Consider the following 20854-nt stretch of genomic DNA (forward strand, 5'->3'; position numbering starts at 1 on the left):
CACTGCGAGGCAAAGCCGTAACCGGATGGCGGCATGGCCGTGTATGGCGACAGTTCTCTTCTAGCGGATGCTAGCCGAAGCGATATGGCCCTGGGAGCCGTCGGTGGTCGGCAGGAGCTCGCCGAAACCTACACTCTTGCAGTGCGGCGAGCTCCCTCCAGGGCTCCAATACAACCGTGCGGCAAAACACCGCACGCATTGTGGCGCGAATTTTATGCCGCAGCGCCGGAGCCCAACAACCGCTCGCGACTCCGTTTACCGCTAAGCAAGGTTTTGCCGCTAAACGACCCTCGCGCAAAGGCCGGTCCACGCGCGATCCTCTTCACGGTGATCTTCCACCATGCACCAGTTTCGCATCCAGATTGCAAAGATTCGGGCGCTTCATCTGATCGCTGCGGCGGCTTTGGCAGTTTCGGTCTCGGTTCAGCTGCTCGCAGGCATTTTTCCCGGATCAGTTCTCAACGCCATTGCCATCGCGTGGCGCGTCGAGACATGGGGCCTGGTCATCGCATTGCTTGCCACTCTCGCCGGCGCCCATCGACTTGGTTGGACACGCCGGCAGGTCGAGGCGCGCGACGAGGCGCGTGCCCATCTGGTCGAAAGAGACAGCCTGACGAATGCTTACTCCCGCTATCGCTTCATGGAGCTTCTTGAAGAGAAGCTAAAACGAATCCGCAGCCAACAGATGGCCGGCCAGGCGCCGGGCGAATTCACGTTGATGCTGATCGATGTTGATCATTTCAAGAAGATCAACGACACCTTTGGTCATGCGGCCGGCGATCAGGTGCTCAAAACGGTCGTTCAGGTGGCGGCAGCAAGGACGAATTGGACCGTTGGCCGTCTTGGTGGCGACGAGTTCGCGATCATCATCGAGGACACGGATTATCGTCATATCCTTGGCGACACGACGAATTTCATGCAAAAACTAGCGGAATTGTTGCGCAAGGAAAATGAGAAGAACGGCTATGATGGCGTCTCGATCGGCCTTGCGCAGGCGCCCCTTCATGCTGGCCTCGCCGACGCCCTTCTGACATGCGCCGATATCGCGCTCTATCAGGCCAAACGCAACGGCCGCAATCAGTTTGCCTTCTTCGATTCAGATATGCAGCGCACGCAGATCAGGGAGCGGCTGGTGGCTCGGGAACTGCGCGCCGCCATTCTCCTCAACCATCTTGCCGTTTACTATCAACCGATTGTCGATCACGAAAATAGCATTGTTAGCGCCGAAGCGCTGGTGCGCTGGCACGATCCGGTACGCCGCGTGGTAATTCCGCCTAGCGAGTTCATCCCCATTGCGGAGCAATCCGGCCTCATCGACAGTCTCGGCGAATGGGTATTCCGGCGGGTTTGCAAAGACTACGCTCGAAGTGGTTTCAAGTCGATCGCCGTTAATGTCTCCGGGGCGCAGCTCATGCACGATCAGCTCGTGCCAATGCTGCGCGAGGTTCTGCGAGAAACCGGCTGCAGCGCTGAGAACTTCGTGCTCGAAATTACGGAGACGGTGGCACTGAACGCGACCCCGACGGTCATCAACACCGTATGCCAGTTGAAGGAAATGGGATTCCGGCTCTCGCTGGACGATTTCGGAACCGGCAACAGCGGCTTCGCCTTGATGCGCGAACTGCCTTTCGACATCATCAAGATCGACAAGAGCTATGTTCAGAAGCTCGGCGACGATGCGATCGCCCAGGTTTTTGTTTCCGGGATAGGCAGGCTCGGTGAGATGCTCGGTTTCGAAGTGGTCGCTGAAGGGATCGAGTCATCCGAGCACAAGCTCTTGGCGCGGGGCGCTGGTTCGACGCGCTTCCAGGGCTACCTGTTCGGCAAGCCCGAGCCGTTGCCCCAGGCGGAGCCGATCGCGGCTCAAGGATAGCCCACAAGAGAAAGCCGGATTGTCACCACGCGACCTGGGCGACGAGGTACGCTCGCAGGCGGCCCCCTTCGAAGAGATGCGGAGACTGAGATCGGGTGAGAATAAAGTGGTAGCTATACCTTTGGTCGCGTTGCTTTTCCATCGTGTTTGTATAAGCTTTTAAAGTATTGTTTTTCACAGCAACTGTGAACACGAGTAAAATGCGTAAGAAAATCCTGATCAATGGCAAGTTCCTGCTGGCGGCGCTGGAAGGCATGCCCCGCGTCGGGCGGGAAATAACAACGGGTTTCGATCAGCTGTTGGAACGCCCGGAATACCAGGATATCACCATAGAGCTTGTCGGCCCTAAGGGTACCGCATCGCAGGCAAGCTATCGCAACATCAAGATTGTCGAAACGGGGCGCTTCAAAGGTCCGTTCTGGGAACAGTTCACCCTTCCCTGGTATGCCAAGGGCACTTACTGCCTGAACTTTACCGGCACGGCGCCGCTCATCAAAAGCAACGGCTGCGTGGTGGTGCATGACGCCCAGTTCCGATCGACCAGCAAATCACACAGCCTGAAGAGCTTCGTGCTCTACAATCTGATCACCACAGTCGTCTCGCGTCGGTATAAGACGATCATCACAGTGTCGAACTACGCCAAACGGGAGATCCAGGACTTCAATGTCACCCGCAGGAGCGATATCCATGTGGTGCCCAACGGCGTTGACCACGTGCTGCGCTTTACCGCCGATCCGGGCGTTCTCGGCAAGTATGGCTTGGCTGATAAGGGCTATGCGCTCGCAAACAGCTACATCTACGCCCATAAGAACGTGAAGACCCTGCTGGAGGCGTTTTCCAAGGGGCCATCCGACTTTCCCTTGGTGCTCTTCGGATCCTCCAAGCGGGAAGATTATGATGCCCATGGCATCCCCGTCCCTCCGAATGTCAAATTCCTGGGCAGGATCTCCGACGTCGAACTTGTCTCGCTGATGGCGCGGGCGCGGATGTTCTTGTTTCCATCGACGACGGAGGGGTTTGGCTTGCCGCCATTGGAAGCCATGCAGCTCGGCTGTCCGACGATCTGCGCCAAGGCGGGCGCCATGCCGGAAAATTGCCGCGACGGCGCCCTTTATGCGGACCCGTTTTCAGCGGCCGACTGGGCCGACAAGATCATTGCGCTTTGGAACGATGAGGCGGAGCAGGCCCGCCTGTCCGCCGCCGGTCGAGTGGCAGCGGAGCGTTTCAGATGGCTTTCGGCTGCAAGGGACTATCTGGATATTTTGCGTCAGGATGCTTGATGGGAATGATTTCCGCAGTGCCTGGCTGATCCTTTGCCATGGCCATGAACGTCGGTTCGTCGATGTGAGGACCTGTGGGCATTTCGATCATGCGCCAGATCACACTGTTGACCGGCCACCACGCAAGATTCTTGACATAGTCGATGAATGTAAAGCGATAGCCATGTTGAGCCAGCGTGGCCAACATCTCGTCAGCCCGTTCCCTTTGCCCTGTCAGCCGCCAGCGGACCGTGAGCCGGCACATCTGGCCGAGCCAGTTTTGCAGGGATTGGCGATAGCCCTTATCATCGTCAAATGCTGCGCGCCCGTAGTGGTGTAGCACATGCATGTGGACCAGTTCACGTTTTATGCCCTTCTTCTTAAGCTCCTTGCCGGTGACGCTCTCGTCGTGAGCCCGGTTGTAGACCAGCGGCTCGGGAATGTAGGCAAACTTGCCGCGCAAGGCACAGCGCACCACAACATGCGGATCGGGTGACCAGTAGTCGTCAATGAGATTTCCGCGCAGGTCATCATGCATGCGTATGAAAAAATGGTGATAGGCGAGCCAGGCAGTTCTGCCACGCATCATTCCTTGAACGATTTCCCTGCCGTCGTGCACAAGTGTGCCCTGCGGCATGCGCGCCCGTCTCACGAGGTCGGCGAAGACATCCTGACACAGGACCACCTCTATTTCTGGATCGGACTGCGCGACGTCGACAAATCGCTCGATGCAATCCGCCCGCACAAGGTCATCGGCACACAGAAGCTTCGCATAGACCGCGTCGGCAGGTACATGCGAAAAGGCCTTGTTCCAATTTTCCGGCAGCGGCAGCACGTGCTCGTTAGTAAATTCCAACACGGGAATGCGCTGACCCTTGAAACTTTCGATGACCTTTGCGGAATCGTCGGTGCTGGCATTGTTGAGAACGACATGGACGATGTTCGGGTAGGTCTGCGCCTGAACGCTCGCCATTGCTCTGGCGAGATATTTGCCGCCATTGTAAACCGGGGTAACGATTGCCACGAGTGGCATGTTCGCCGGCGTCAGAGGTGCAGTCGTCGCGCTCATATTGCTCCTCACCTTTCACCCGTATACACTTCACAAACGAGGGCTCGTCGAACGATCGGCGACAGGCCCTCCGTTCACTTCACTCTGCCGCCTGCATGACCGGCAGCGGGAAGAACACTGCGTCCTGCTCCGCATAGAGCTGATCGATCAGACGTCCTTCGGGTCTGTCGATGTCGGCGAAGGTCAAGGGCTGATCCTTCGGAATAAACTTATTCACCGTACATCCAACTGCCAGGCCAATCGGAATGAGCCCTTCGGAGCGGACCGTTTCGATGTTTTCCAACATGCCGTAGGCCGCGTAACCGCCGAATTCGTCAATGAGGTCGCCGGGCGTAAGATCCTTCTTGGCCAGCGCGACTATTCCAACACTCGGGCCTGCTTTCGGTGCTAAAGTCGGATCCTCGAAGAGCACAGCGCGGGCGATCGACCCCGGCACCTCGAAATGGCAGAGATGATAGGGCGCGTAGAAGCAGTAGTAGGGGCCTGGGCCCATCTTGTAGTAATTGAGGAAGTGCGCCTGCTTTTGATCGCCATCGGTCTGTTTAGCCAGCACAAAGACCCCGGGCCCGGGGCGCGCGCCCATGACGTAATCGACGTAGCCCGGTCCGTCGCCTATCTGGTCGAGGTACTCACTGAAACCCGAAATCGTTTCTTCCAGCGGCACGAGTGGTTTATAGGGATCGCCGCCGGAAAAATCCGGCCCGATCATGCCGCGCTTGGCGACCTTCATGCCGGTTCCGTTGGCAATCACCGCCTGTTCGAAGGAAATCTTGGTGCCGTCGGCGAACGACGTCACCATGGCGGCCTTCAGTCCCCATTTAGCGGCAAATCCGGCCTGCGTCGCAGGCGTCCGGTACGGATCGTAAAGCCCCTTGATGTTTCCGCACAGCACAGCTTTCAAGCCGATCCCTTCGACATATCGAACAAGGTTCATCTGCGCACCGGGCTGATCACCATCAGCCGCCGTGTAGACGACACCCCGCTCGTCCGCTTTTTTCTTGAGGATCGGGCCGATCGTTCCGTCGAGTTCAGCATTGACTTGTACGATGTGTTTGCCGCCGTTGATTGCGGCAATGACCGCCCTTGCGGCAAATTCCATCGAACCGGTCGCCTCAACGAAGGCATCAAGGCCCGCCGCGTTGGCTATGAAGTCGGCATTGGTCGTGATGGCTGGCGTCCCGGCGGCAATCGCCGCGTCGAGCTCAGCTTGCGTCTCGCACCGGACCGGCTCGATGCCAAGATCGGTGAAGGCTTCCTCAGCATGTTCTATCGTGCGATTTGAAATCGCCGCCATGCGCATGCCTGGCGTGGAATTCACGATTGTCCGGGTAATCGCCTTTCCCTGGACACCCGCGCCGACCATGCCCACAAGGACCGGACGGTTTTCGGCCTCACGTCTTTTTAGAGCGTTATCAACGATAATCATGACACTTGATCCCCAGCCTGCAATTTCTGACCTAGTCGCGCCATACCTTCCATGGCGCTCCGCTTTGCCATTTCGCCTCCAAGGCCATTTTGTCCCGGAGGGTATCCATGCTTGCCCAGTAGCCAGTGTGGCGGAAGCTCGCGAGCTGGCCTGCCTTGATCATGCGAGACATTGGATCGTCCTCCCACATCTGATGATCGCCATCGATAACCTCGAAGACTTCTGGTTCACAGACGAAGAAGCCACCGTTGATCATACCGCCATCCGTGGCGCCCTTTTCCCGGAACGCCTCAACATGTGTTCCATGCTCGGATAGACGAAGCACGCCGTAGCGGCCCGGCTGCGACACCGCCGTCAAGGTGCACCACTTGCCCTGCTGTTTATGGAAGGCGAAAAGATCGTGGATGTTGACGTCCGACACGCCGTCCCCATAGGTCAGCATGAAAGTGTCTTCGCCGAGATACTTTCGGGCCCGCTTTATGCGGCCGGCCGTCAGGGTTTCGATCCCGGTGTCAATGACCGTGACCTTCCACTTCTCCGCTTTCGCCTCAAGCCATTCGACGCTGCCTGTTGCGAGGTCGATCGTGAAATCAGTGATGCTGGCGTAATACCTCAGGAAATAATCCCGGATGTAGTCGACCTTGTAGCCGCCAAGCACGACGAAGTCATTGTAGCCATAGTAGCTATAGATCTTCATGATGTGCCATAGGATCGGCTTGCCGCCGATTTCCGCCATTGGCTTCGGCCGGATGGATGTTTCTTCACTGAGCCTCGTGCCGAACCCGCCGGCCAGCATTGCGACCTTCACCATAACCCCACCCCTCTACGCCACTTATTGAGCCGCTCTCACGGTCTCGACGTTCTGCCACTCCAGGTCACGGTTGAGACGTTCGCTGGCGATATGCCCTTGCAGAACAACGAGACGGATCAGATTGGAGCTTCGGAAGTCACCGTCCTGGAAGTTCATGCGTGTCAGCCCGGCGATGAGATTTTGTACGGACTGATTTAGATCGACCACAGGCTGGTGCGATGGCGCGAGCTGCTCGTACAGGCTGAAATCAGCCTGGTACGAGCGGCTATCAACCGGTGCTTTGTGATTGATTGAAATCCTTGTTCCAGGAACGGCCGCGGCGACTGCCTCTGCCAAATCCTTGACTTGATAGTTGCTTCGGTTCGAGCCGGCATTCACCGCGAGATAACGTCCGCCGTTTTCTGCCACTCGGTCGATCGCCCATTCCATGGCGCGCGCCATGTCGGCAACATCGATCATCGGCCGCCAAGGCGTACCGTCCGAAAGAACGGTGATCTCGCCGCGAGTCAGAGCGCAGGCGACGTAATCATTGAGCACGAGGTCCAGACGCAGCCGGTCTGACATGCCACACGCCGTGGCGAACCTCAGGCACGTGATGACCATATCCGTCCGGAGATTTTCCAGCTCTTTTTCCGTACCGATCTTCGACTTGGCATAGGCGGTAATCGGATTGAGCTCGTCGGTCTCCTTGCGCGGCCCGCCTTGCGCGATGCCATAGACACTGCACGAGGACGCGAACACGAAGTTCTTCACGCCAACCTCTGCCGCATATCTGGCCACCATAACCGCGGAATCCTGATTGATTTCCTTGGTCACAGCCTCGAACTGGTTTCCCATCGGATCGTTTGAAATGGCGGCGAGCTGAATAACGGTATCATACCCTTTCAGCATGTCCTTGCTGATCGCTCGGACGTCACCATAAAACTGCTCGTCAAGGCTTCGTTCGGGAAGCACCGTCACGCCGGTTAGGCAGTGGGCGAAGTACGCATTGTCAAACCCGTGAATGACGGCATCAGGACGCGCCGTGCGCAGGTACTTTGCGACGACCGGCCCAACGTAACCCATATTGCCAATGATCAGTATTCTCATCGTTACCGAACTCCCGAGCCCTCAAGTGTGAAAATGCAAGCATCCATCGACGTGCCGCCGCTCCCCGGTGTTTGCGGGGGAAGACCATTAGTACACGCTACGTCATTCAAGTGAGAAAACTGTTCGATGAAGGCGACTATAGCAGTCATGACGCAACGACTCCCAACGCACTGCAATGTCAGTCGAAAAGATATAGCCAACCCCATTTTCCATCTTCAAATAAAAATTGGGTAATGGGTAGACTTTGTAATAGTAGTACATACAGCATTATTTTAGTCAACGGGAGCCCGTAGTAACTTTTTACTACAGTGAAAGTGGTATGTAACCTGATCCTATGTACATGAAATTTGTGAAAATCATGACGGTCAGTGCTGTTGGAGATTATATCGTCAATTGTTGTATAACTGAGACGTTGCCCGTTTTTTTAGAAACGGTGAGTAATATAGATGTGAGATTTTACAGTCAGTCGTGGAATGGCAAGATCCTGCTAACCACGTCTTCCGGCAGCGCTTGCGGTGGAGGCCCGGCCCCATACTCTTGCAACTCCAATCAGGAGTTCGAGAGTGTCCTCTGCCAAACATCAATCGGCCGCGCACCATCACGCCAGTGAAGAGAATGTCCCGCGGCGGCATCCGCTGATGGAGTCATTGCGCAGCCGGTCGGGACGCGCACTGCGGATCTTGGCGACACCAATTCTCCTTGCCATCGCGATCGTGGCCATATTCCGGCCGGATGTCTATCCCGACTTCCATGACGACGTCTGAGAGGCAGGCCGGCCGCCGCCGTGTAAATGCCATCGCCCTAACCCCCCAGACTTAATTAGCGAGTTGTTTAGTTCGATGTACTCGGCACTCACTCGGCCGGGTTCTTCGAGTATCTCACGTCTTTACGTATGTAAAAGTAAACGCGGTATCCAAGGCCGTCGGGCGAGTTTTAAGCCGTTGATCTGCGTGTTTTATCTATTTCAACGATAATAGAACAACTTAAAAGAACTTCAAAGAACTTCGGTGTGTTTGTTTCAAGGAAGGTGATTTCAGATCTTGTTATGAAGTCTTGTAGATAAAAAAATTTAGGAACCAAATCCTGAACTTTAGCCTACTTAACCAAAAATCATCTATACTACTTTCATTTCAACCGGTATTGTATTAACAATTAATTAGCCGCCAGGCGTCTCGCTCGAGATTAGTACGGTTGGTCTTTATGCGGGGCATTACTCGCATGAATCCTGAAGATAAACGGGATCGAGGTAGGTGATGCAGCAAAGGCATGTTGTTTTCGGTGGATCGGGATTTATCGGAACACACCTCATCCGCCATCTCGTGGCGGCCGGCGATCATGTTATTTCGGTCGATAAGAGGCCGCCGCGCCACGTCTTCGACGGAGTAGACTACAGGCTTGCTGACGTGCGCGACCTGTCCAATCTCGCGCTCGAGGGCCCGATTAACCGCTTTTACAATTTGGCGGCCGTTCACACGACGCCCGGGCATCCCACCCACGAGTACTATGACACCAACATCAATGGCGCACTGCAGGTTACAAAACTTGCGGAGCACTGCGGCGTCGACGAGATCGTGTTCACCAGTTCAATCTCGGTCTACGGCCCGAGCGAGGATATCAAAACAGAAGACAGCATTCCGGCCCCGGTTTCCGCCTACGGCTATTCCAAGCTCCTTGCTGAACATGTCCATGAAGACTGGCTTCATCGCAATGAGGCCAGGAAGCTGACCGTCGTTCGGCCGGCGGTGGTGTTCGGGCCCGGAGAAGACGGCAACTTCACGCGTCTCGCGAAACTCTTGCGGAAGGGATTTTTTGTCTATCCGGGCCGCAAGGATACGGTCAAAGCGTGCATTTACGTGGAAGATCTTCTGGAGGCGATCGCGTTCGCGCATCGGCGGCCGGAACGCTACGTCCTGTTTAACGCGGCGTATCCAAATAGATACACCCTCGAAGACATCGTAGGGACGCTTATTCGCAATTACTTTCCGAAGACGCGTGAGTTTCTGCTGCCCGGCGGCGTCGTCACGGTCGTTGCAGCAATGCTCAGGCCGGTAAGCGTGGCCAACGTTGGGATTCATCCCGACCGAGTAACGAAGCTTGTTCGGTCAACGAATATCTATCCCAAGTGGCTTGAGGGGAACAGTTTCAATTTTCCAAAGTCCCTCGATCCCGTTCTGGCTCGCTGGGAGAAGGAAACAGGGGGCACTTTCGTCTGAGCGAGTGGGGACCTCTCGCTTAAGGTGCAGAGCCGGTGGCAAGAATTCGGGAGAAGTGCAGGCGCAGCTAATTGGGGCGTAGTAGGGGGCGTAGTTGTTCGAGTATCAGATTTCTGCCGCTGCTTTCGAAGGTTCGGAGACATCGGGCGAACCGGTCAGGGTATGCGCGCGAAAATTCGCGGCGTCTGGTGATGCTTGGGATGATTTTGCCAAGGCCTGCGACGCCTCGTTCCGATGCAGCTTCACCGCAACCAGTCTTTGGCAGCTTGAGCATCATGTCCTTTCCAGACTTGAACGCTTCGAACTCATGCTGCAGGTCGGTCGGCACCCAATCAAGATAGGCCAATGTGCTGTCGGAAAAGGTCGAAGCCACATCATATTTGCCGACACCATTCAGCTGCTGCCTGCGTTTGAGAGCTTCTGGCCGGAATGCATGCAGGCATTATTGCAGTACCTGGGACCTGGGCGTTATCAGTATGGATCCGAGTGGACGCTGGCGCCATGCCGCGCCGAGGAAATTCGCGGGCTTGCCGGCGTCGGCAATCTGAACGCCCGGAGTGTCGATGTGCAGGCAATCGACTTTTCCCAATGGCCGACATTCGAGGATTACTACAAGTCCGTCAGTACAAACGCGCGGCGGAATGTCAAAAAGGCGGCGGCGACTTACGACCAGCTCGTGGTTCACGAGCAGAGGAGTGCTGGCGTCTTTGTCGACCTTTTTCCTCTTCAACTCCTGCGCTATCGGCTTTTCTGCCGCAAGGGCGTGAGAGCCTCTCTTGCTGGTCTGCTGCTCCGTTCCGCGTTTCGTACGTTGGCTACCGCCAGGTATACGTTTTCGGTTTGCCTTGCGAACAAATCGCTGCCGATCGCGCGTTATCTCGGCATCGAATTTGGCCGTAACAGCTACTACCTGGAATCGGCAGCCGAAGGGGCACATCCGACCGCCTCATCGCACCTGTTGAAACTTATGATCTCGCGAGCGTTCGAACATGGGGAAGGGCGGGGCAAGTTCGTGATGGGGCCCGATGATTACCGCCAGCATGGGCAAGCTGCTTGGGATGGTCTCGTGCGATCGCGTAAGCAGTGGAAAGCAACGCCCCATCCGACGTCGGTCGTAAGCTTCGTGTACGCACCGGTGCTTTGACCGCGCTGAACAGACTGGGACAGGGGCGTGCCTTCAAGCGGCAGCGATCATCTCGCATCCCGCCGGAAATACGCTGCCCTTGGCTTGAGGAGGCTAGAATGCAGCTTTCGACTTTGCCCGGCAAGATAACGCAATATGGCGATCACACTCTGATCATCATGGGCGACGGACGAACGCGTTACGTGGTTTGCGTATGGGGCGACGCGCATTTGATTCCCGCCGAAAGCCGGGGCGACGACTGTCTCGAACATCTCGAAGTCATAGAGCAGATTGCGAGCCGAAAGGTTGAGAAGGGTGGAGTCGCCTTCGACGGCAGGGTCTGGATCACGGTTGCCGATCTTTCTGCCGCAACGGCAGAGAGTGCCACTTCGGCTTCAAGGCTGGGGCCTGACTAGCTAGAGCTCCAGGATCTTGCTTGGCTTAATATCGCCTTTGACGAGATCACAGAGCGCGCGGATATTTCCGGCAAGGCGGCCACGCCGGTCGACCCAGGGCTCGGGCCTGAAGACGTGTGCAAGGTTGGCCAGCAGATTGCGCAGGATCCCGGCCCAGGCGTGGCGCGAGGATACAGTCCCCTTGCGAACCAGATAAACGCGATTTGCGACTTGGGAGTAGCCCAGCCTGCGTCCCGGCGTGCGGCCAGAGCGCTTGAAGCCGAGATGTACTCCCCTTAGAGCAGAGGCACGGACGATCCGCCCGAACGGCGCCAGCTGACGTGAGAAATCGACATCTTCCCACCAGGCGTACAGGGGGAGATTTTCATCGAAGCGCAGAGAATTCGTTCTGACCGGCTCCATACGGATGATCATATTGCATCCGTATGCATTATGGACGTCGACAAATTCGTTTGTGATGGCTGTGGGTGCCTTCTCGAGTATTTCCTCGCCCTCGGCATAGTCCCAACCGGGGCCGAGGATACCGTCGGCGATCACTGTGCCGGTTGCCACGGCAATTCCAGGTACCTTGGCGAATAGCTGCGCCGTTTGTGCGACAAAGTCGGGTGCCGGTAAAAAATCGTCATCGAAGAAAATCACGATATCGGCATCGCATGCTTCGATGATTGTGTTTCTTTGTGCGGGCAAGCCAGGCGGGCCGCTCAGCACGCTAATCGGAATTTCCGATGAACGCAGCGCCACTTCATCGACATCCTCCGGCTTTCCGGGGCTGATCAAAATTTGATCCGGAAGGCGCGTTTGACGCGACAACCCGAGAACTGTCTTGGTCAAGATATGACGGCGGTTGGATGAGGCAAAACCTACGGCAATTCGCATGCCTTCCCCTCAGTGAGATCTACAGAAAACATTCCACTCACTCCGACATCGCTCGCCGCAGTCGGCATTTCTGTATTTATTGATAATGCAAAAGATAAAAAAGTCTAGATAAATTAGTCAGATGATAATTCGAATAAATATAATTGGACATATTCTGTAGATGATGATTATCTAGACTTAATAGCCGCGGCTGACGGTAAAGTATGGCGGAATACTACCTTTGTGAGAGTTCTTAGGTAAACTCCGGCACCAAGCGTTAGGGGTGAGCTTGCTTGCATGAAATGCTAAAGACGAGCTGCCGATTGTTTTGCCTTACTGACCAAAACACCTCAAAGACGCTGCCACGGATTGTTACAGCATGACACGGCCGATCTATATCAATGGTAGGTTCCTGGGCGCGCAGTTCTCTGGTGTACAGCGGACTGCCGTCGAGCTAGTCAAGGCGCTGGATCGTATTTTGGCACAATACAGCGCAGGCGGATGCCCGAACTTCTCTGTTGAGTTGCTCCATCCGCCGGGTATTAGAGCTGCGCCCGACTTTCGATTTATTTCCGTGCGCGAGGTCGGATCACGAAGCGGCCAGTACTGGGAGCAGATCGAGCTGCTGAAGGCATCCAGAGGCGGCACGCTTGTCAGCCTTTGCAACGCCGCGCCGCTTCTCAAGCGCGATGCCTTTACCATGGTGCATGATGCTCAAGTCTACACCGCCCCGGGATCCTATGGCGCATTGTTCCGCTTATGGTACAAGGTGGCGCAGCCGATCATGGGCCGTTTGCACCGGCGTGTTTTGACGGTCTCGCAATTTTCACTCAATGAACTCGTCGCCTTGAAAATTGCCCCGCGCGGCAAGATCAATTGCATTCCGAACGGTTGTGACCATGTCCTGTCACTCGAAGCAGATCCGTTTGTGCTTGAGAAGTTCGGGCTCCAGGAAGACAATTTCACGGTTTCTCTTGCCAATACCCAGCCGCACAAGAATATCGGTCTCCTTCTCAGGGCCTTTGAGGACGAGCGGCTCGCCGGGCACACTCTCGTCTTGTTCGGCTCGGCAAGCGCTGCCGACTTCACCGGGCGCGGTTATCGCATTCCCGCAAATGTCCGCTTTCTCGGCAAGGTGACGGACCGGGAATTGGCGGGTTTGCTGAAAAATGCCACAGCCTTTGCCTGCCCGTCGCTGACGGAAGGATTTGGGCTGATGCCCCTTGAGGCAATGGCGCTTGGCTGTGCCGCGATCATCGCCCCCTGTGGCGCGCTTCCGGAGGTCTGCGGCAATGCTGCGCTGAGTGCGGATCCGCACGTGCCTGGGGAGTGGGTAGCCCAGATTACGCAGTTGCTGGGCAGTCCAGTTTTGGCTGAGGAGCTTCGGCAAAAGGGATTTCGCCGGGCAGCGCTGTTTTCCTGGGACGCGTCCGCCAAGGCGCTTCTGGACCTTCTTGTCGATGAACGTAGAGATTAGGAGTCACGGTTGAACGAGAGCCTCCGCAAATCGATCCTGTCACAGCGCCTCGAAAAGCTTGCGCCGCGTGAGCTCGACAGTAACGACAACGCGCACATCGAGCGCTTCTTTGCCGTCGTGCGGCGCCAATGGCGCGTTGCCGCGATTTTCACGGTGTTGTTTGTGGCCGGCAGCATCTTTTATGTTAAGCGGGCAGAGCCGCTCTTTACCGCCTCCACGAGTGTCCTTATCGACAGGCAGGAGGGCAATCTCGTCGGCCAGCTGACAACAATCGGCACCTCGCTCGAAGATGACAGTTCAGTCATCAGTGAGGTCGAACTCCTAAAATCGAAGGCGATCGCCTACGCCGTCGTCGACAAGCTCGATCTCGCCGAGGATCCGGCATTTCTTGCGCAGCAGAAAGAGAGTTTGGCACGGGCTGCGATTGGCTCGATCGTATCGCTTGGCCGGGCGATCCACATTCTCGATCCTGCTCCAGCGACAGAAGAGTCTATAGAAAACCGGCGTCGCCGGGCCGTAGGCATCGTAGAACAGAACATGTCGGTTGCGCGCGTTGGCCGCTCTTACGTTCTCTCCCTTTACTACACATCGCCTTCACCCGAAATGGCGGCTAAAGTGGCGAGCACCTTTGCCGACGTCTATATGGTCGACAAACTCAACTCGAAATTCGAAGCGACAAGACGAACGAGCGATTGGCTGCAGGAACGCATCGCGGATCTCGGCAAGCTGGCAACCGACTCCGACCTTGCAGTGCAGATGTTCCGGGAGAAGAAGGGGCTCGTGACGTCGGATGGAAAGTTGGTCAGCGACCAGCAGCTGTCTGAGTTGAACAGCGCATTGATCGTCGCCCGTTCCGACACCGCCCAGGCGCGAGCTCGCCTCGAGCGCATCAGGGCTATCCTGGCGAAGGGAAATAGCGAGGGGATTGTCTCCGAGGTCCTGCAAAGTCCGATCTCGAACGATCTCAGAGCAAAATACCTACTCGCCTCGAAACTGGAAGCAGACATTGTCAGCCGCTTTGGGGAAGACCACTACCAGGCAGTGCGGCTGCGTCAGGAGATGGCTGAGTATCAACGGCTGATGTTTACGGAGCTTGGCCGAATTGCCGAAAGCTATGAGAGCGAACTGGGTGTCGCGGAAGCGCGCGAGCGCGAATTGTCAAACAGCGTCACTCAAGCCGAAAACGTTGCCACGGAAGCAAACAAGAACCAGGTCCAGCTGCGCGAGCTCGAGCGGCAGGCCGATGCCTACCGCAAACTGCACGAGACATTCCTGCAGCGGTATCACGAATCTGTCCAGGAACAATCCTTCCCCGCAACGGAGGCGCGCATCATCGAGCGGGCCGAAGTTCCGACGGCGCCGAGCCATCCGCAAAAGTCGCTGATTGTCGCGCTCGCCGGCTTCCTAGGGGCCATTTTCGGAACGGGAGTAGGGGCCATCCGCGAAGTTCGCGACCGCTTCTTCAGGACGGCGGAACAGGTGCGTGAGGAACTGGGCGTCGAATATCTCGGCTCGGCGCCCATTATTCCATCGCGTAAGGTCACGCGAACCATCTCTGACGACCAGAGGGACCGCGAAGACTCGGTACGTGAAATCCAATCGCTGAACTCGATCACGGAATATGCCACGAGCAACCCGATGTCGATGTTTGCCGAAACGCTCAGAAGTTCAAAAATCGCCATCGATCTTGCTGCCATGAACGACATCCGCAAGGTCGTAGGGTTCATATCAGCGCTGCCGGGTGAAGGAAAATCAACCGTTGCCATAAATTTCGCGTCGCTGCTGGCTTCGCAAGGCACAAAGGTTGTCTTGATCGATGCGGATTTGCGCAACCCCGGCTCGACCCGGCTTCTCGGCAGCGAAGCGGAAGTCGGTCTGGTGGACGTCGTCATGGACAACGTCCCAATCGAAAGAGCGCTTTTGACCGACCCCAAGACAGGACTTGCCTTTTTGCCTTCGGTCATCAAGCGGCGGATCCCCAATTCGGCCGACTTGCTAGCGTCGCCGGCAATGACAGCATTGCTCAACAAACTGACCAAACAGTACGAGTATGTCGTGATCGATCTGCCGCCCCTTGGGCCGGTCGTCGATGCCCGGGCGATCGCTTCGCGTATCAGCAGCTTTGTCTTGGTTGTCGAATGGGGACGGACATCAAGGCGCATGGTGAAGAGCGCGCTTCTTACGGAAACAGAGATTACCGGCAAATGTGTTGGTGCCGTTCTCAATAAGGTTGATACAAAGCGGCTTAAACTCTATCGCGCTTATGGATCGTCGGAATACTATTACTCAAGATATAACAATTATTACAGAAGCTGATCTGATAATAGGGAACAGTATGCATTGACTTTATCAAAGTGTATTGTAGTTTGCAGTCGCCTTAATATTTAGACTTCGTTGATGCATGCGGAAGGGGATCCGGTGCTTTGACGCCTAGTTTGTTTCCGGGGGGAGGGATGGGGCTCACCTTTGCCGTTGGCTCATTGGACGACGGCGAGGTGAGTCTCGCCGTGTGCCTGCGTAACGCCTTTTCTCTCGCTAGCAACAGGAGCGCGGTGGCCATGAAAAGTCTTGCGTCCAAGAAGCAGCGAATTAACGTATTTGTACACCTGGCTGCAGGACACGATGCCCACGAGTGGAACCGGCGCTGGAAGGACAAGACGCTTGTCGGGATCAACGACCCCTCTCCGTACGGCTATGCCCGGGCAAACCTCATGGGATGCGACGTCCGCTTCTCGAGCGCGGCGGCAGAGGGTTTTGCCAGTAAAGCTTTTCGCCTGGCGCTGCGGGTAATCCTTGGCTTCGACCTGATTCATGCCAGGCGTAACGCCAAGGCTATGCTTGCTGCGGACGTTGTGTGGACACATACCGAGTCCCAGTTTCTGGCAGTTTCGGCCTTGCTGAAATTCACGAGGCCCCCATCGGAAAAGCGGCCAAAGATCATCGGCCAGGCCGTCTGGCTACTTGACCGGTGGAGGAGGCTTCCGCGTCCGCATCGCATGCTTTACCGGTGGCTGATCCGTGAGATCGACCTCCTGACGGTGCATTCTCCTGAAAACGCAAAGATAGCGCGGGAATTGTTTCCCAACACGCGCGTGGAAGTCGTGCTTTTCGGGATACCGAACGAAAAGCGAATGCCGATCGAGATCAGGCCGGCCCACCCAATTCGTGTGTTAAGCCTGGGTAACGACCGGCATCGTGATTGGGATGTCGCGGTTCGCGCACTTGCCGGCCGATCCGATGTGGAACTGACGATCGTCTCCTCGACTGCCCGTCCGCAGATTTCCCCGGGCACGCGAAACGTGAGGATCCTCGAGGTCGCCGACAACCTGGAACTACAGCGCCTTTTCGAAGAGGCGACGCTGATGCTTGTTCCGTTGAAACCGAACAAGCATGCGAGCGGGATCACTGTTCTGCAGGAGGCGGCCCTGATGGGTTTGCCGATCATCGCAACCGACACCGGCGGCCTGCGGGCCTATTTCGACGACGACGCGGTCGTTTATCTCCCGCCGTCCGATCCCGCAGCCATAGCATCCGCCGTTACACGCGTCGGAAGACAGCCAAAACTGATGGAAGAGCTCGCGCTCGCTGCCCAGAGACGTGCCTCATCGGCTGAGCTCGGCTGTGGCTCCTACATTCGTCGCCACGTCGATCTAACCAAGGATTTGCTTCAGATCGCGAGCTAACGATCCATCATATCGCTTCAGTTAACGGGAGTATCTGACATGCGTTTCGGGAGTTTTGTGTTTCTGGCGTCCGTATCCATCGTTGCCGCCAAACCTGCCGCGTCGGCCGAAGCTGGGCATCTCGACCTTTGTCCGCTGGAGCCGGCATTCATGGAGGACTTCAACGACCTGAGTATCGCCGCATGGGACATCGGGGACAAACGCTGGATCGCGCATACGCCATGGAACGGGGACTTCGGTGACGCTCAGTTTACCGATCCGGGGGAGAATTTTCCGTTCACGCTCAAAGACGGTATCGCCTATATCACTGCCCGCAAGGACGATACCGGGAAATGGCGGTCCGGGCTCCTGGCTTCGGCAGACCCCAATACTAAGGGCTTCGCGCTACAATATGGATACTTCGAGATCCGCACGAAGCTTCCATCGGGTCCCGGCGTTTGGCCCGCCTTTTGGCTGGGCACCAGCGAGCCGCGCGATCGTCAGGAGCCGAGCTTGGAAGTGGATGTGATCGAGTACTACGGTCATGATCCCGCCTCCTTCCAATCCGCCTACCATATCTGGCACAAAAATCCCGTGCGCAGCGATCACGAGTTGCACCACACCAAAGTTGAACCGGAGAGCCTGACCAAGGAGTTTCACACCTATGGTGTCCAGGTCGATCCGGAAAATATTACCTACTATTTCGATCGAGGGGAGATCTGGAAGGTGAAGACCCCCGAGACTCACAAGATGCCGTTGCTGTTGATGGCGAACTTGGCGCTCGGTTCAGGCTGGCCAATCGATCAGACGCCGAACCCGTCTGTCATGGCGATCGATTATATTCATGCTTACAAGTTCAAGTCTGAGTCTGAAAGATCACTTTGCCCGCCAAGTTGAAGAATGAAGGCTAGTATTTAGCGCTATAGTCGAATAATATCGGCGTACGCCGATAGGATATATTATTCGCCAAAAGTTTCTTTTTAAAACATCTCCTCTTGCTATTGAACCGGCGGGAATTATCCTTCTCGTTAATGGAGAGAACTCTGCAGGGCAAGATGGAAACAACCCTCAACTCGAAACTCATCGATGCCATCGCATATGACGAGAAAACCCAAAGGCTGCGAATATTCATGTCCAACGGACAAAGGCGTGAATATCAGGACGTTCCAGCGAGCGTCGTGAAAAAATTGGCCGCGGCCAGGTCTCCCGGTCATTTTTACTCCAACGAGATCCGCGGAAAATATCGAAGTCTTTAACTTGGCGGATTCGTTGATGAGCCAATTCCCGTGCTTTTGAAGCAAATCGCGCGTGCATGGCTTGTGTATTCTGGAATAATTACAAGTATTACGGATTTATATCCGAGCCATCTCGCTAGATGAGTTACTTTCTTGCCATGTACGACGCAAAGCAGCCATTCGGTCGTAAATGTAACAAAGCAACGTAAAGCAGAAAATAATTCAATTTAAGCTTTGTAAAGTACTTGTTAATAGACTTTGTTTGTGAGACGTTAAACTGACAAATCTTTGGTTCGTCGGTCGTCACGGGTAGCGTGGATTCGGGGGGAAGATGAAAGTTGCGCTAGTTCACTATTGGCTAGTAGGAATGCGCGGCGGTGAAAAAGTCCTTGAAGAAATGTGTAGGCTTTTCCCCGACGCCGACATTTTCACCCTTGTCATAGACAGGAAAGCGATCTCGCCGACAATTCTGCGTCACCCGATAAAAACTTCATTCCTGCAAAAGATCGGCGGCGCAAAGCATTATCAAAAAATGCTGCCGCTCATGCCCTTCGCCCTCGAGGCCTTCGATCTGACCGGCTACGATCTTGTCATTTCAAGCGAGGCAGGTCCGGCAAAATCCATCGTCACGCGGCCGGATGCCGTGCATATTTGTTATTGCCATTCGCCGATGAGATACCTTTGGGATTGCTCCCAGCAGTATCAGAACAATGCAGGAAGAGTGTCCCGGTTCGTCATGCAAATGACGTTTCCCATGCTACGCCAATGGGACCTGGCGAGCGCGACGCGAGTGGATCATTTCGTTGCCAATTCGGCCTTTGTCGCGCAGCGCATCCGGAAATTCTACCGCCGCGATGCATCGGTCATCCACCCTCCGGTCAGCGTCGAGCGCTTCTGCATCGCCCGCGAGGTCGATGACTACTATCTGTGCGCGGGCCAGATTACCCCGTACAAAAAAGTGGAGCTCGCGGTTGAAGCCTGCACAAAACTGGGCCGCAAGCTGATCGTGCTCGGTTCCGGAGCAACCAAACAGTTGAAAGCGAAAGCCGGCCCCAGCGTCACCTTTCACGAGAAGGTGGACGACGCGACGATGGAATATCACCTGTCGCACTGCAAGGCGCTGCTCTACCCGGGCATAGAGGATTTCGGCATTGTACCATTGGAGGCGATGGCGAGCGGCCGACCGGTGATTGCCTACGCCCGCGGTGGAGCTCTCGAAACGGTTATCGAAGGCAAGACCGGCTGGTTCTTCGCCGAGCAAACAAGCAGTTCGCTCTGCGAAGCGATTGTTTCCTTCGAGGCAAACCAGCACCTGTTCGAGCCGGAGGAGATCCAACGTCACGCGCAGTCGTTCAATACCGCGCGGTTCCGGCAGGAACTTACGATGTTCGTGAACAATGCCATGGATCGCTCCGAACTGGCGCCCGTCAAAAGGTTCAAGTTGCGCGACGATAGCGTCGGTGCGGTTATCGCGAAATTTCCGGTCCCGGCGAACCCCAAGAGCTTAAACTGAATTGGACAGTCTTCCGATCGCTATATTCTGGCTCGGAGCCGTGACCTGCATCGCAATCGGCCCGGTTGCGATCATTTATCTTCTTTTTATCTCCCTACCCTTCGGCGCGTTCGCGGTTGTTCCGCCCGCACTTTCGGCGGGCATGACCCTCACGCCCGCGCCCATGGCAGGACTGCTGCTGATTGCGCGCGTATTTCTGTCGTACAAGGCGATCGATTTCATGGCATCGATCGTGGTGAAGCCACAGCGCTTGACCGTTCTCCTCTTGTTCTGGCTCGTTGCATTGGTGACGACGATGTTCATGCCCCGGCTGTTCGCACGGCAGGTGGAAGTCATTCCGCTGAAAGTCGATCTGATTTCCACAGCCGCCTTTTTGGAGCCCACCAGCCAGAACATATCGCAACTGGTCTATATGACGATTTCAGTTCTGACGGTTTGTGCCTTCACCTTCGTCCTGCGCGAGCGCGCAGCCCGCCAACATGCTCTTCGGGCGCTCTGTATCGGGGGCGCTATCATGGTTGTCGCCGGCGCCCTCGATTTTGCCAGCCAGTACGCGCCAATCGGTCCGCTGCTTGAACCCTTCCGGACGGCGACATATTCGCTTCTGACCGATGCCGAGATCCTGGGCAGCAAGCGAGTCGTCGGGTTGATGCCCGAAGCATCCGCCTTCGGCGGCATGACGCTGACCTTCCTTTCGGCGATCTACTTTTTCCGGCGCGCCATGCCTCAGTCATACGTCCGCAGCGGATGGGTACAGGCTACCCTCGTGCTTCTTTTGGTGTTTATCTGGCTATCAACCTCATCGGCCTCCTATGTCGGTCTGTTTGTGTTCT

17 protein-coding genes and 1 pseudogene are annotated in these 20854 nt (G+C 56.0%); 13 read left to right on the plus strand and 5 right to left on the minus strand.

Annotation, left to right across the window (positions count from 1 at the left end):
* The first annotated feature begins 340 nt into the window (after positions 1–340).
* Entirely contained in the window at positions 341–1873 is a 1533-nt protein-coding gene (locus tag ACPYOJ_RS17050) for a putative bifunctional diguanylate cyclase/phosphodiesterase (RefSeq protein WP_481417318.1), read from the plus strand.
* 200 nt (positions 1874–2073) lie between these two features.
* Positions 2074–3153 (plus strand): glycosyltransferase family 4 protein, encoded by a 1080-nt coding sequence (locus ACPYOJ_RS17055; RefSeq protein WP_481417319.1) that lies wholly within the window; start codon positions 2074–2076, stop codon positions 3151–3153.
* On the opposite strand, the gene ACPYOJ_RS17060 is transcribed toward ACPYOJ_RS17055, so the two are convergent.
* From ACPYOJ_RS17060 to ACPYOJ_RS17075, 4 genes are all read right to left on the minus strand, one after another.
* Positions 3098–4201, minus strand: coding sequence for a glycosyltransferase family 2 protein (locus ACPYOJ_RS17060; protein WP_481417320.1), 1104 nt, complete (start codon positions 4199–4201; stop codon positions 3098–3100). The two genes, ACPYOJ_RS17055 and ACPYOJ_RS17060, sit on opposite strands and share 56 nt — an antisense overlap.
* Before the next feature lie 79 nt (positions 4202–4280).
* Entirely contained in the window at positions 4281–5627 is a 1347-nt protein-coding gene (locus ACPYOJ_RS17065; RefSeq protein ID WP_481417321.1) for an NAD(P)H-dependent oxidoreductase, read from the minus strand.
* 31 nt (positions 5628–5658) lie between these two features.
* On the minus strand, positions 5659–6435 hold the full coding sequence (rfbF, locus tag ACPYOJ_RS17070) for a glucose-1-phosphate cytidylyltransferase (protein ID WP_481417335.1): 777 nt from the start codon (positions 6433–6435) through the stop codon (positions 5659–5661).
* 24 nt (positions 6436–6459) lie between these two features.
* Positions 6460–7527: an NAD-dependent epimerase/dehydratase family protein gene (locus ACPYOJ_RS17075; protein ID WP_481417322.1), complete on the minus strand. Its 1068-nt coding sequence runs from the start codon at positions 7525–7527 to the stop codon at positions 6460–6462.
* A 563-nt stretch (positions 7528–8090) separates the two neighbouring features.
* On the opposite strand from ACPYOJ_RS17075, the gene ACPYOJ_RS17080 reads away from it, so the two are divergent.
* The 4 genes from ACPYOJ_RS17080 to ACPYOJ_RS17095 all read left to right on the plus strand — a co-directional run bounded on the left by ACPYOJ_RS17080 (position 8091) and on the right by ACPYOJ_RS17095 (position 11279).
* The gene (locus ACPYOJ_RS17080; protein WP_481417323.1) at positions 8091–8291 is read left to right on the plus strand and encodes a hypothetical protein; all 201 of its coding nucleotides are present in this window, start codon (positions 8091–8093) and stop codon (positions 8289–8291) included.
* Positions 8292–8780: 489 nt separating this feature from the next.
* Positions 8781–9740: an NAD-dependent epimerase/dehydratase family protein gene (locus tag ACPYOJ_RS17085; RefSeq protein WP_481417324.1), complete on the plus strand. Its 960-nt coding sequence runs from the start codon at positions 8781–8783 to the stop codon at positions 9738–9740.
* Positions 9741–9834: 94 nt separating this feature from the next.
* Complete coding sequence (locus ACPYOJ_RS17090) at positions 9835–10884, plus strand: hypothetical protein (RefSeq protein WP_481417325.1); 1050 nt, start codon at positions 9835–9837, stop codon at positions 10882–10884.
* Between the two features lie 98 nt (positions 10885–10982).
* Positions 10983–11279, plus strand: a complete 297-nt coding sequence (locus ACPYOJ_RS17095) for a hypothetical protein (protein ID WP_481417326.1) — start codon at positions 10983–10985, stop codon at positions 11277–11279.
* On the opposite strand, the gene ACPYOJ_RS17100 is transcribed toward ACPYOJ_RS17095, so the two are convergent.
* Positions 11280–12155, minus strand: coding sequence for a glycosyltransferase family 2 protein (locus ACPYOJ_RS17100; RefSeq protein WP_481417327.1), 876 nt, complete (start codon positions 12153–12155; stop codon positions 11280–11282).
* A gap of 553 nt (positions 12156–12708) precedes the next feature.
* On the opposite strand from ACPYOJ_RS17100, the gene ACPYOJ_RS17105 reads away from it, so the two are divergent.
* The 7 genes and pseudogenes from ACPYOJ_RS17105 to ACPYOJ_RS17135 form a co-directional block, all read left to right on the plus strand.
* Positions 12709–13611 (plus strand): glycosyltransferase family 4 protein, encoded by a 903-nt coding sequence (locus tag ACPYOJ_RS17105; protein ID WP_481417328.1) that lies wholly within the window; start codon positions 12709–12711, stop codon positions 13609–13611.
* Positions 13612–13620: 9 nt separating this feature from the next.
* Positions 13621–15927 carry a polysaccharide biosynthesis tyrosine autokinase gene (locus ACPYOJ_RS17110; protein WP_481417329.1) on the plus strand — a complete coding sequence of 769 codons (2307 nt, stop codon included), beginning with the start codon at positions 13621–13623 and terminating at the stop codon, positions 15925–15927.
* A 242-nt stretch (positions 15928–16169) separates the two neighbouring features.
* Entirely contained in the window at positions 16170–17294 is a 1125-nt protein-coding gene (locus tag ACPYOJ_RS17115) for a glycosyltransferase family 4 protein (RefSeq protein ID WP_168829705.1), read from the plus strand.
* Between the two features lie 39 nt (positions 17295–17333).
* Positions 17334–18170 carry a glycoside hydrolase family 16 protein gene (locus tag ACPYOJ_RS17120; RefSeq protein ID WP_481417330.1) on the plus strand — a complete coding sequence of 279 codons (837 nt, stop codon included), beginning with the start codon at positions 17334–17336 and terminating at the stop codon, positions 18168–18170.
* Between the two features lie 158 nt (positions 18171–18328).
* Positions 18329–18529: a KTSC domain-containing protein gene (locus tag ACPYOJ_RS17125; RefSeq protein WP_481417331.1), complete on the plus strand. Its 201-nt coding sequence runs from the start codon at positions 18329–18331 to the stop codon at positions 18527–18529.
* A 346-nt stretch (positions 18530–18875) separates the two neighbouring features.
* A complete protein-coding gene (locus ACPYOJ_RS17130; protein ID WP_481417332.1) occupies positions 18876–20021 on the plus strand; it encodes a glycosyltransferase in 1146 nt (381 codons plus the stop codon).
* 40 nt (positions 20022–20061) lie between these two features.
* A pseudogene (locus tag ACPYOJ_RS17135) lies at positions 20062–20854 on the plus strand (hypothetical protein); the annotation flags it as partial.

Source organism: Rhizobium sp. SVR5-9E (assembly GCF_056755095.1).

What these genes read in the sequence shown, in the direction of transcription:
- ACPYOJ_RS17050 (WP_481417318.1), top strand. Translation starts at nt 341, where the DNA reads ATGCACCAGTTTCGCATCCAGATTGCAAAGATTCGGGCGCTTCATCTG.
- ACPYOJ_RS17055 (WP_481417319.1), top strand. Translation starts at nt 2,074, where the DNA reads ATGCGTAAGAAAATCCTGATCAATGGCAAGTTCCTGCTGGCGGCGCTG.
- ACPYOJ_RS17060 (WP_481417320.1), bottom strand. Translation starts at nt 4,201, where the DNA reads ATGAGCGCGACGACTGCACCTCTGACGCCGGCGAACATGCCACTCGTG.
- ACPYOJ_RS17065 (WP_481417321.1), bottom strand. Translation starts at nt 5,627, where the DNA reads ATGATTATCGTTGATAACGCTCTAAAAAGACGTGAGGCCGAAAACCGT.
- ACPYOJ_RS17075 (WP_481417322.1), bottom strand. Translation starts at nt 7,527, where the DNA reads ATGAGAATACTGATCATTGGCAATATGGGTTACGTTGGGCCGGTCGTC.
- ACPYOJ_RS17085 (WP_481417324.1), top strand. Translation starts at nt 8,781, where the DNA reads ATGCAGCAAAGGCATGTTGTTTTCGGTGGATCGGGATTTATCGGAACA.
- ACPYOJ_RS17095 (WP_481417326.1), top strand. Translation starts at nt 10,983, where the DNA reads ATGCAGCTTTCGACTTTGCCCGGCAAGATAACGCAATATGGCGATCAC.
- ACPYOJ_RS17100 (WP_481417327.1), bottom strand. Translation starts at nt 12,155, where the DNA reads ATGCGAATTGCCGTAGGTTTTGCCTCATCCAACCGCCGTCATATCTTG.
- ACPYOJ_RS17115 (WP_168829705.1), top strand. Translation starts at nt 16,170, where the DNA reads ATGAAAAGTCTTGCGTCCAAGAAGCAGCGAATTAACGTATTTGTACAC.
- ACPYOJ_RS17120 (WP_481417330.1), top strand. Translation starts at nt 17,334, where the DNA reads ATGCGTTTCGGGAGTTTTGTGTTTCTGGCGTCCGTATCCATCGTTGCC.
- ACPYOJ_RS17125 (WP_481417331.1), top strand. Translation starts at nt 18,329, where the DNA reads ATGGAAACAACCCTCAACTCGAAACTCATCGATGCCATCGCATATGAC.
- ACPYOJ_RS17130 (WP_481417332.1), top strand. Translation starts at nt 18,876, where the DNA reads ATGCGCGGCGGTGAAAAAGTCCTTGAAGAAATGTGTAGGCTTTTCCCC.